Source organism: Micromonospora sp. RV43 (assembly GCF_001029515.1).
Classification (GTDB): domain Bacteria; phylum Actinomycetota; class Actinomycetes; order Mycobacteriales; family Micromonosporaceae; genus Micromonospora; species Micromonospora aurantiaca.
In genome coordinates, this window is the sequence record NZ_LEKG01000076.1 from 21403 (window position 1) to 32881 (window position 11479).

The 11479-nt window shown below is 66.5% G+C and carries 6 protein-coding genes and 2 pseudogenes; 6 read left to right on the forward strand and 2 right to left on the reverse strand.

From position 1 onward, the window contains the following. The first annotated feature begins 1 nt into the window (after nucleotide 1). Complete coding sequence (locus tag ABD52_RS19190) at nucleotides 2-6787, forward strand: polymorphic toxin-type HINT domain-containing protein (RefSeq protein ID WP_235437497.1); 6786 nt, start codon at nucleotides 2-4, stop codon at nucleotides 6785-6787. A gap of 935 nt (nucleotides 6788-7722) precedes the next feature. On the opposite strand, the gene ABD52_RS40875 is transcribed toward ABD52_RS19190, so the two are convergent. Next, nucleotides 7723-8016 (reverse strand): flavin reductase, encoded by a 294-nt coding sequence (locus ABD52_RS40875; RefSeq protein WP_082171328.1) that lies wholly within the window; start codon nucleotides 8014-8016, stop codon nucleotides 7723-7725. Between the two features lie 270 nt (nucleotides 8017-8286). Between ABD52_RS40875 and ABD52_RS41685 the strand changes: the two are divergent. The 5 genes and pseudogenes from ABD52_RS41685 to ABD52_RS39190 all read left to right on the forward strand — a co-directional run bounded on the left by ABD52_RS41685 (nucleotide 8287) and on the right by ABD52_RS39190 (nucleotide 10928). Next, a pseudogene (locus ABD52_RS41685) lies at nucleotides 8287-9006 on the forward strand (XRE family transcriptional regulator). Further along, the gene (locus tag ABD52_RS19200; RefSeq protein ID WP_047892717.1) at nucleotides 9003-9476 is read left to right on the forward strand and encodes an NUDIX domain-containing protein; all 474 of its coding nucleotides are present in this window, start codon (nucleotides 9003-9005) and stop codon (nucleotides 9474-9476) included. The pseudogene ABD52_RS41685 and the gene ABD52_RS19200 overlap by 4 nt, the downstream one beginning before the upstream one ends. 168 nt (nucleotides 9477-9644) lie before the next feature. Beyond that, nucleotides 9645-9746 (forward strand): annotated as a pseudogene (locus tag ABD52_RS41690) (hypothetical protein); the annotation flags it as partial. Then, nucleotides 9746-10030 carry a hypothetical protein gene (locus ABD52_RS39185; protein WP_152748274.1) on the forward strand — a complete coding sequence of 95 codons (285 nt, stop codon included), beginning with the start codon at nucleotides 9746-9748 and terminating at the stop codon, nucleotides 10028-10030. The pseudogene ABD52_RS41690 and the gene ABD52_RS39185, both read left to right, overlap by 1 nt. Nucleotides 10031-10193: 163 nt before the next feature. Beyond that, a complete protein-coding gene (locus tag ABD52_RS39190; RefSeq protein WP_151014233.1) occupies nucleotides 10194-10928 on the forward strand; it encodes a hypothetical protein in 735 nt (244 codons plus the stop codon). A 147-nt stretch (nucleotides 10929-11075) separates the two neighbouring features. Here the strand turns inward: ABD52_RS39190 and ABD52_RS39195 are convergent, their stop codons facing one another. Then, entirely contained in the window at nucleotides 11076-11300 is a 225-nt protein-coding gene (locus ABD52_RS39195; RefSeq protein WP_152748275.1) for a hypothetical protein, read from the reverse strand. Nucleotides 11301-11479: the final 179 nt, after the last annotated feature.

Sequence of the window (11479 nt, forward strand, 5' to 3'; positions counted from 1 at the left end):
GATGTTCTCCCGACTCCTGGTCCGGTCCGGCGGGTTCGTCCGCCACACCGTACGACCGGTTTCCTGGGCGATGGCCGGTGTCATGGCCGCCGGCTTCATCCAGATCGCGACCCCACCCGCCTCGGCCGAGGCGAAGCCGAACCGTCCGTCGACCTCGGACGCGTCCAAGGTCCTGCCCAAGCGCGACCCGCTGCCGGCCAAGCCGAAGGCGGCCAACCCGGCGGTGGCTGCCGCCTCCACCGCCCCGGCGAAGGTCACCTGGCCCGCCGCCGGCGCCGCGGACATCACCGTGCCGGCGCCCGCGTCGGCCCGCTCCACCGCCGGCTCTTCGAAGGCCCCGGCGGCCACCGCCAAGATCGGTGGCCTGCCGGTCGCGGTGTCGGCCGCACCCGCCGCCGCGGCCGCCGCGCCGGACTCGGCCCGTCCGGCGGCCTCCGCTCCCGGCAAGGTACGCATCGAGGTGCTCGACCGGAAGGCCTCGGAGAAGGCCAAGGTCGACGGCCCGATCGTCCGGCTCGACCGGGCCGACGGTCAGGCCGCTGCCGGGAACGTCCGCCTCGACCTCGGCTACGGCGGGGTCGCCGGTGCATTCGGTGGCGACTTCGGCGCCCGGCTGCGGCTGGTCCGCCTGCCGGAGTGCGCGCTGACCACGCCGGAGAAGGCCCAGTGTGCCCCGGTTCCGCTGCCGACGACGAACGACAGCGCCGCCGAGACGCTCTCCGCCGAGGCGGGCACCGGTGCGCTCTTCGCCATGACCGCCACCGACTCCTCCTCGCAGGGTGACTACGGCGCCACGAAGCTGTCCCCGTCGTCCAAGTGGTCGGTGGCCCCTTCCACGGGTGGCTTCTCCTGGAGCTACCCGCTGCGGAGTCCGCCGGTGCCGGGTGGTGGTGCGCCGCCGATCGCGCTTGCCTACTCGTCGCAGTCGGTCGACGGCCGGACCGCGACGACCAACAACCAGGGTTCGTGGATCGGTGAGGGCTTCAACTACGAGCCCGGGCACATCGAGCGCCGGTACAAGCCCTGCTCGGACGACGGGCACGACCAGTACGCCGACCAGTGCTGGGCGTACGACAACGCGACCATCCTGCTCAACGGCAAGTCGACGGAACTGGTCAAGACCGGTGACACCTGGCGGTTCGGGACCGACGACGGCTCGAAGGTCGAGCGGCTCACCGGCGCGGTGAACGGTGACAACGACGGCGAGTACTGGCGGGTCACCACCACCGACGGCACCCAGTACCACTTCGGCCTCAACCGGCTCCCCGGCTGGACCTCCGGCAAGGAGGAGACCGGCTCGACCTGGACCGTGCCGATCTACGGCGACGACTCGGGCGAGCCCTGCTACAACGCGACGTTCACGTCGGCCTACTGCGACCAGGCGTGGCGCTGGAGCCTCGACTACGTCAAGGACCGCTACGGCAACGTCACCTCGTACTTCTACGAGAAGGAGATCAACTACTACGCCCGGGGCAAGAAGACCGACGTCAACGGTGTCCCGTACGTCCGGGGCGGCTGGCTCAAGCGGGTCGACTACGGCCAGCGGCACGAGGCCGTCTACACGACCAACGCCCCCGCCCGGGTGCGCTTCGAGACCAAGGAACGGTGCCTGCCGTCCGGCAACGTCGACTGCGACCCGCAGGATCTGAACACCACCACCGCGCCCTACTGGCCGGACGTGCCGTTCGACCGGAACTGCGCCAAGGACACCAAGTGCAAGCTCGACCAGATCACCCCGACGTTCTGGACCCGGGCCCGGTTGACCGGCATCACCACCGAGATCCGCGAGGGCACCGGCTGGACGCCGGTGGACAACTGGAAGCTCGACCACCTGCTCACCGACAACGGTGACGGCTCGCGGACCCTCTGGCTCCACAAGATCACCCACACCGGCCTCTACGGGCCGGGCGCCGACATCGCCATGCCGTCGGTCGAACTGGGCGGCCTGCAGCTGCCCAACCGGATCGACCGCGACGGCGACAACATCGCCCCGCTGGTCCGCTTCCGGCTGGCGACAGTGTGGACCGACGCCGGCGGTCAGATCGACGTCAACTACGCCACCCCGGACTGCACCAAGAGCACGCTGCCCACGCCGGGCAACAGCACCAGGCGCTGCTACCCGGTGAAGTGGAACCCGCTCGGCAGCGGCGACCCGATCACCGACTGGTTCCACAAGTACGTGGTCGAGCAGGTCGTCGAGACCGACCGCACCGGCGGGGCGCCGGACATGGTGACCCGCTACCAGTACCTGGACGGTGCGGCCTGGCGGCACGCCGACCCGGACGGCATCTCCGACCCGAAGGACCTGACCTGGAGCGACTGGCGCGGTTACGGCCGCGTGATCGTCACGGCCGGCGACGGTCAGGTCCAGACGACCAAGACGGAGTACCGCTACCTGCGCGGCATGCACGGCGACAAGGATCCGGACGGCGGCACGCGTACCGTCAGCGTCGCCGACTCCACCGGCGGGAGCCACACCGACCACAACGAGTTCTCCGGCCACCAGTTGGAGAGCATCGTCTACGACGGCGCCGACGCGGTCAGCAAGAGCATCGCCGTCCCGTGGCGGCACAACACCGCGACGGAGACCCACAGCTGGGGCAGCAAGAAGGCCTGGTTCATCAACACCACCACCGCCCGGAGCCTGGTCGCCCTGGCCGCCGGCGGCTGGCGGGAGACGAAGCAGACCTCGACCTTCGAGACCAGCTTCGGCCGGGTGACCGAGACCGAGAACGAGGGTGACGTGGCGGTTACCGGCGACGAGGCCTGCAGCCGGACCACGTACGCCGACAACGCGACCGCCCACCTGTACAGCCTGGTGTCGCGGGTCGAGTCGGTGTCGGTGGCGTGCTCGGCCACCCCCGACCGCAGCAAGCAGGTCATCTCCGACACCCGGACGCTCTACGACGGCAAGGCGTTCGGCGTCGCGCCGACGCTGGGCAACCCGACCCGGACCGAGCGGCTGAAGAGCCACAACGGCACGACGGCCACCTACATCCGCGCCTCGGAGGGCACGTTCGACGCGTACGGCCGGCCCTTGACCGCCGTCGACGCGCTGGGCCGGGTCACCAAGACCGTGTACACGGACACCAACGGCCTGACCACCAAGGTCAAGGAGACCAACCCGCTGCAGTTCGTCACCACCACCGACTACGCCCCGGCGTGGGGTGTGCCGGTCGGCCAGGTGGACCAGAACGGCCTCAAGAGCGTCCTGGAGTACGACGCCCTGGGCCGGCTGGCGAAGGTCTGGATGCCGGACCGGACGGGCGCCAGCGGGCTGGAGCCGAGCATCCGCTACAGCTACCTGGTCCGCACCGACAAGCCGGTCGCCATCAAGACCGAGCGGCGGCAGAACGACGGCTCCTACAGCGTCGAGTACAAGCTGCACGACGGTCTGCTCCGGCCCCGCCAGGTGCAGTCGGAGGGCCCGGACGGCACCCGTACGGTCGCCGACACCTTCTACACCGGCACCGGCCAGCTGGCGAAGACGTACGCGACGTACACGGTGGCGGGCACGCCCACCGACGTGATCTACCCGGCCGTCAACGGTGACGTCAACGGCCAGACGCTGTACGTCTACGACGGCGCGGACCGGGTCACGGCGGAGATCTTCGCGGTCGCGGGCAACGAGAAGTGGCGCACCACGACCACCTACGGCGGCGACCGGGTTTCGGTCGACCCACCGGCCGGCGGCACCCCGACGACCGCGATCACCAACGCCCTGGGCAAGACCACCGAACTGCGGCAGTACAAGGGCAGCGGTCCTACGGGCGACTTCGACAAGACCGAGTACACCTACACGCATGCCGGGCAGCTGAAGACGGTCAAGGACCCGGCCGGCAACGTCTGGTCCCACGAGTACGACCAGTTGGGCCGCAAGACGAAGTCGATTGACCCGGACGCCGGCACGTCGACGTCCGGCTACGACGACCTGGACCGGCTCACCAGCACCACGAACGCCCTCAACCAGACGATCAGCACGAAGTACGACGAGATCGGCCGCAAGATCGCCGTCTACAAGGGGGCCGCCGACACCGGGGAGCTGCTGAGCAGCTGGACGTACGACCTGGAGATGCTCGGTGAGCTCTCCTCGACGAGCCGCTGGATCGACGGGCACGAGTACGCCACGTACTTCTCGATCTACGACGAGTTCTACCGGCCGCACGCCACCTACTACTCCGTGCCCGAGCACGCCGGTGCCGAACTGGCCGGCTTCTACACCTTCGGCACGGAGTACAACCGGGACGGCAGCATCCAGTCGCTGAGCATGTCGGACGGCGGTGGGCTGCCGTTCGAGACGGTCGCCTACACCTACGACGATCTTGAGCGCCTGACCGCGGCGACCGGTGACGCCCCCTACCTGACCGACGTCGAGTACGCCGGCACCGGCGAGGTACTGCAGACCGAGGCTCGGGTGGGCACCCGGAAGGTCTGGTCGACCTACGAGTACGAGCAGGGCTCCAAGCGGCTCACCCGGCAACGGCTGGACCGCGAGTCGGCCCCGGTCGTGGACATCGACGCCCGCTACACGTACGACCAGTCCGGCAACATCCTGCGGATCGCCAACAACCCGTCCGGGACGCAGGACACGCAGTGCTTCACGTACGACTACCTGCGTCGCATGGAGCGGGCCTGGACGTCGGCGAGCACCGCGACCGACCCGTGCGCCGGTGGGCCCTCGGTCACCGGGGTGGGCGGCGTGGCCCCCTACCACCACGCCTACACCTTCGACGTCACGGGCAACCGCAAGACCGAGGTCCAGTACGGGACCAACGGCACTCCGCTGATCGAGCGCAGCTACACCTATCCGGCCGCCGGCCAGGCGCAGCCGCACACGCTGAGCCAGATGACGGAGAAGACTCCGCAGGGCGACCGGCTGTACTCGTACGAGTACGACGCGGCCGGCAACACGAAGAAGCGGACGAGGACCGGCGAGGACCAGACCCTGGTCTGGGACGCCGAGGGCAACCTCGAGTCGGTCACCGAAGCCGGCAAGAAGACCAGCTTCCTCTATGACGTCGACGGCTCCCGGATGCTCCGCAAGGAGCCGGCCTCGACCACGCTCTACCTGCCGGGCATGGAGATCCGGCTGAACCACCAGACCCGGTCCACCGACGCCACCCGGTACTACGCGCTTCCGGGCGGGGCGAGCCTGGTCCGCAAGGTGGACGGCCTCCGGTACGTCGCGAACGACCACCACGGCACCGGCCAGGCAGTCGTGGACCAGAGCGGCGCTGTCACGCACCGGCGGATGACCCCGTACGGCGAGAATCGGGGAGCGTCGCCAGGTCAGTGGCCGACGGAGAAGGGCTTCGTCAACGGGAACATCGATTCCACGACAGGCCTGGTGAACATCGGCGCGCGGGAGTACGACACGATCGCCGGCCGGTTCATCTCGGTCGACCCGATCATCGACGTCAACGACCCGCAGCAGATGAACGGGTACGCGTACGCCAACAACAACCCGATCTCGTTCTCCGACCCGGACGGCCTCAAGGCCTGTTCCGACGACGCCTGCGGGCCGGGCGCCGACTACGAGGACATGTACGGCAACTACCACAAGGTCAAGGGTCACAACGACGGTTGCGGTGGTTGCTCGGGCGCGTACGACCCGGACGAGCCCACGATCAACGTCCACAACAACCCGCGGGCATCAGCGGAGGAGCGGGCCGCGGCCGCGCGGGCGGCGGCGGAGAAGGAAAGGCAGCGGCGGATCGCCGCGGCCAAGGCGAAGATGCTCAATGCCGCCAAGGCCCTGGCGAAGATCCTGATGGACGAGTTGGGCATCACCGATGCCCTGGACTGCTTCCTCAAGGGCGACATGGGCGGCTGCCTGGCCACGGCAGTCAACGTCGCGGGCGCGGCGATCGGCGGTGCGCTGGGCAAGCTGGCCGTCAGATACGGCGCTCCATGGAAGTGGAAGAAACTCGCCAACCTGACCAGCCGCGTCAAGGGCCTGCTCGGCGACCTGGTCAGCAGCGCCAAAAAACTCTTCAGCAAGGGATGCCACAGCTTCGCGGCAGGCACCTTGGTTTTGATGGCCGACGGCTCGACGCGGCCGATCGAGTCGGTGAAGACCGGCGAAAAGGTCCTGGTGACCGATCCTGAGACGGGCGAAACGACGGCGCAAGAGGTCGTAGCCACCCACGTTAATCTCGATGTGGAGCTGACCGACCTTTCGCTGGCGACGGACGACGGAGTGGTAGTGGTGGAGACCACTGCGAACCACCCGTTCTGGAGCCAGGATAGGTCGGCCTGGATCGATTCGTCTGAGTTGCGCGTCGGCGAGCGGATGCTGAGCAGCGACGGCTCGCCGGTGACCGTGGCCGAGATCCGAGCCTACACGGGCCGGCAGGTCATGTATGACCTCACCGTCGACACCGTTCACACGTACTATGTGGTAGCCGGTGACGATCCGGTACTCGTGCACAACTGCGGGAGCCAGACGCTCTACCGTAGTGACACCCGGGATCCAAGCGAAATATTCGCTAATGGCTTCGAATCTCGCGGGGATAATATGGATGTCCTGGAGCATGCGTCCGGGTGGTCGCGGGACTCTGGTTATGTTTCCACAACGACAAGCGAGCGAGTCGCGATAAACAGGGGTGGCAACGTCTATGAAGTGCGCGCGGACGGCGTCGACGTCAATAAAGAATTCCCAGGAAACCCCTTCTCGCATGAACGTGAAATAGCAGTTCCTAGGAGGATTGCTCCGGAATGCATCGTCTCATGTCGCTTGCCTGACGGCACGCGGGTTATGAATCCAAATTATGGCGGCGGGAGGTAGCGTGGCGGCAATGTTCTATAACTTGTCGGCGACCGGAGCCGAAGGTGGAAACGTCGAGGTTGAGCTCACCTTGCTGTCTGAGGATCCGGCGGTACTTCAAGCACGTTGGGGAGCGGGCGAACCTCGGAGATACTCGGGGGTAGATCTATTCGAATGTCTTATCGCGGTGCGCGCGGATCTCGAATCGCAAAGTCTGCTACTGTGTTGCCAAGGGGCTAGGAAGAATGTAAGCCCATCCGGGATGACGCGTCAGATGAGTAATGGTCGGTTGGCGTACTTGCTTTCAGTCGGACGCCCTGTTTCTGACGAAGATCTGGTTGATGTTTTTGCGCCGGCCGACTGTTTGGACGTCGTATCAATTGCCGACCAAAAGGCGGAGATCGGTCGGATATTTCGCGGGCGCTGAGCGGTTTCCGTTGATGCCTGGTTGAGTGGCCAGGCGACGTCCCTGACGGGTCGTCGTCTGCCCTTGTCGCTGGCCGCAACGGTTACGGTTCGTAGTCGGAGGTTGCTTGAGGGGGCGGTAGTCTTCCTGGGCTGCCGTCGCGGTTGCCGTCAGAGATAGAGTGACATGTAGACGAGCCGATGGATGTCTGGCCAGAGCGGTGGGAGGGCGTGCGATGGCGTGCCGCGTAGCGGTGCGGCGTCGATCCCCGGAACCACACGCCCAGGTCGCATCGTGAAGGGATCGTTACGGCTCCTACTGGTGGGTCGTCCTGGCAGTTGGTCGACTCGGTGTTGGCGGGCGTGCGCGCGGGGCCGTAGGCCGTAGCGCGTGCGCGCGGCCCGGCTCTGCCGGGCCGTACTTGATCCTGTAGAGCAGTTTTGAGCCAGTCGGATCTTGGTCGAGGGCCTTGGTCCGGCTGGCTTACTGCTTCGGTGCGCGGCCGCGGCTGCTGCGGAGACGCTTGGCGGGCGGCGAGGGCTGGTCGCCGTCATTGGCCCGTTGGAGGTGTTCGGGCTGCTGGGCGAAGTTGCCTCGGTCGGCCTCGCAGTGCCGCTGAGCGTGGCCAGGCGAGGAACCGCGCGTGCAGGATCCCCGAGGGGGTGTGCGGCAGGTCTTCGCACGCCTGCACCAGGTACGCCGACAGGTGCAGCATTAGCGATACCCGCGCCCCGGTGAACTCCGCCACGAGCTGCCGCTTACGGGTCCGACACGGCCACGGCGCCCCGCACCCCGCGCAGATCCACTGCGGCCGTACCGGCTGATGCACCGACCCCCACCCCACCGCCCTCCCGGTCCGTTGGAAGGGGAAGGGGCCACCGCCGACACCCGACCCGACCACTCCCAGGGCCGGCGGCAGTCCCTTCCCCCTGGCACCCACCAGCCCGGCGAATCAGCCGCAGGCGAACCGGCGAGTCCCTGCCGCTGAACCTACGAACCAGCCCCGGGCACCCCAACGTCCCGACGGACACCAGCCCGGACACTTCCACGACCCTGGCGCGTCCCGCTGCGTCCACTACCGTGGGGCAGTATGAGTCACCGCCTCCGCGCGGCCATGCTCCGCGCCCACCTCGACCCGGCCGCTCTCGCCGCAGCCGTCGGTGTCGACGTCAAGACCGTCACCCGGTGGCTCGCCGGCCGCATCCCGCACCAACGCACCCGCCTCGCCGTCGCCGACGCCCTCGGCGAAACCGAAGCTGACCTGTGGCCCCAGACCCGCCCCGACCAGGCACCCGGCGCGGAAGCCACCGCCGAGGTCGTCGCCGCCTACGCCCACCGCGCCGACATCCCCCACCACGTCTGGGCCGCCCTGCTCACCGGCGCCACCACGCGGATCGATTTGCTCGGCTACGCCTACCGTTCCTGCTGGAGTTGCTTCCCAACACCATGCAGCTCATCACCGACAAGGCCGCCAACGGCGCACGGGTCCGGCTCGCGTTCGCCGACCCCGACTGCCCGCACGTCGCCGAACGCGACGCCCTCGAACAGATCGGCGGCACCTACCCGGCCGCATCCGCAACGCCCTCAACTTCTGCGAACCCCTCCACGACGTGCCCGGCGTCGCGATCGGCCTGCACACCGCGACCTGTACAACTCGGTGTTCCGCTTCGACCACCAGATGATCGTCACCCCACACCTCTACCGCGCCCGCGGCTACCAACACCCCGCCCTACACCTGCGTGAACTGTCCCCGCACGGCATCTTCGCCGCCCACGCCGACCAGTTCGAACAGATCTGGCAAACCACCACCGCCTACCCGGAGGAGACCCGGTGACCGGCCGGCGCGACTACTACCACGACCCCCAGGCGCCCGCCGCGAACAGCCTTGTCCCCGGTGCTGCCGCGATCGTCACCGACGAGCACGGCCGCGTGCTGCTGCAACGGCGTACCGACTCCGGCAACTGGTCGCTGCCCGGTGGTGCCATGGACATCGGCGAAACCCTCCAACAGTGCGCTATCCGGGAGGTCAAAGAAGAGACTGGCCTCGACATTGAGATCACCGGCCTGCTCGGCATCTACACCGACCCCGCACACGTCATCGCCTACGCCGACGGTGAGGTCCGGCAGGAGTTCACCGTGACCTACCTGGCCCGAGTCACCGGCGGCACGCTGACCGTCAGCGACGAGTCCACCGAGGTCGGCTTCATCCACCCCACCGACTTCGACCACATCCCCATCCACGACACCGTCCGACTCCGCCTCCACCACCACGCCCAGCGCCGCGATACCCCCTACCTCGGATAACGTCAGACATCGATTTCTCGGCCGCCATCGAGCGCGGACGTCTCCCCAGGTTGCCGTCACCGTCGCCGTCAACACCGATAGATATCGATGCGGCAGGTTGGTGCCACACGCGAAAAGCCAGGTGAAACGCCATGAAAACGTAAGTCACACTGCGTGAGGGGGTGAAAATCCCACACGTACTATGTGCTCGCAGGCAACACCTCGGTGCTGGTGCACAATTGCGATTGGACGAGCGACGGCAACTTGTTCGATCACTTGACAAGCACGTGATGGGCGAGGGTAAGCCGGGCGGTGTCGGTGACATGAGAGAGATCTTGGATAGGAACGATGGCGATGTCGACAAGGCTCTCGATGATTACGCCAGCTGTGCTCAACGATTTCTCTGTGATGCCGCCACGTCTGGCACTAAGGAGCAGCGACGCGATTCAGGCGGCGCTCTCGTGCGGGTGAACACTAAAACGCGGGAACTCGGGGTTTTGGGTGACGGAGGGATCGTCACCTACTTCAAGGCGGATAATCCAGAAGCCGAATATCTCAAGGAACTGTCGAAGTAGGGGGGCGTTGTTCATCGCGCCGGGAAGGCTGCTGGATTGTTGGAGGAGCTTTTCCTCCGAGTTGACAGGGCGAAGAGAGGCTCTGTCGCGTCTGGCGGCGCGCGATTGCATAGAATCTGTTATCCGGCTGCGTCACCCGTCTGTAGATCGATTTGCTGCGGCGGTGTACGTGGTCGATGAGAGGCAGCGCCGTGGGCTCAGGGATGCGTCAACCATCTCTTCCCGATGGTGGTGGTCCGCGGCTCCGCCTCCGCCTGTAGAAGCGCCAGATCTCGGTTCGGCCGCTGCAACCGCAACCGCTGCCGAGATCTGGCAGCAGGCGAGTGCTGCAGGTCTGGCCCCCTTCGACCACTTGACATTCAGTCTGAGCGGCGGGAGGGATGTCCTTGGACGGCTGCGCTTTCAGGTAGTTTCGGCTGAGCAGATGGTCGTCCGGCCGTGGATCGACTTCTTGCTTATTCCCGTCGAGCGGGCGTACTGCCGATTGATCGGTGCAGATCCGCCAGAACTCTTAACTGCCACTGTTAGCGTCGCAGTCGGCCGACTGCGAGACGTCGGCATCCATTTGCCCGGCCATGCGGGGCCTGAAGCTGTTGCGATATCGATCGCACGGCACATCGACTCTTTTGTCGATATTGTTTCCCATGTGACCCCCGATCTGCTGATCAACGATCTGTTGCGGCAGCGGCGGTTCAGTGGGGGTAAGCACTTCGAATGGCGGCTTCCCTTGGCCTTGGTGAGCTACGGCAGAGGTCACGAAGCCCTGCAACTGATCGAGGAACTCATGCTGGGCTTCGCCCGCCAACCATATAGTCGGTCGTTCCATGAGCTGCAATGGCTGAGGCGAAGGCTGGCGGATTCGGAATCGACCTTCAACTGCCCTGAGTTGCAGGGTTGATGTCTCGGGCCAAAAGCTATCAATCGCGCATTCCGGGGCACCAGCCGCTCGGGCAACGACAGAGGTGCAGCAGCGCCCGAGGAGCGGAGCGCCGCTCAGGGCGGCCTCACGGTTGATTTCGACGGCGACTCGTCGTACGCAATCTCGTCAACCGGAGTTGAACTCTTCACCAGCTCTCCGGATGACGTTGATGAACCGGCTGGGGGAGTTTCGATAGCGCGAACCGGGTGAGAACGAAGTGCGGAGTTGCGCGCACCGGTTGCTGGCAGCTGCTGAGCAGACTGCAGATGCGGTGCCCACGCCGATCCACCACAGCAATGGACCGATGACCGTCATCAGGGTAAGGAGAGAGCCACTGACCAGCCCGGCCATCGGCGTAGCGTAGGTCGAGAACCTCTGCCGGTCGTGAACGTATCCGGGGGTCTACAGATCTTGAATGGTCAGGTTGTGTCGGGTTCGAGTGTCAGTCCGGTGTGCGCGAGGAAGCCGTCGAGGAGATCGTCGCGGTACTGGATGCTCTTGAGTCGGTTCTTGATGATCGCCTGGAGGTG

What these genes read in the sequence shown, in the direction of transcription:
- ABD52_RS19190 (WP_235437497.1), top strand. Translation starts at nt 2, where the DNA reads ATGTTCTCCCGACTCCTGGTCCGGTCCGGCGGGTTCGTCCGCCACACC.
- ABD52_RS39185 (WP_152748274.1), top strand. Translation starts at nt 9,746, where the DNA reads ATGGGCGAGGGTAAGCCGGGCGGTGTCGGTGACATGAGAGAGATCTTG.
- ABD52_RS39195 (WP_152748275.1), bottom strand. Translation starts at nt 11,300, where the DNA reads ATGGCCGGGCTGGTCAGTGGCTCTCTCCTTACCCTGATGACGGTCATC.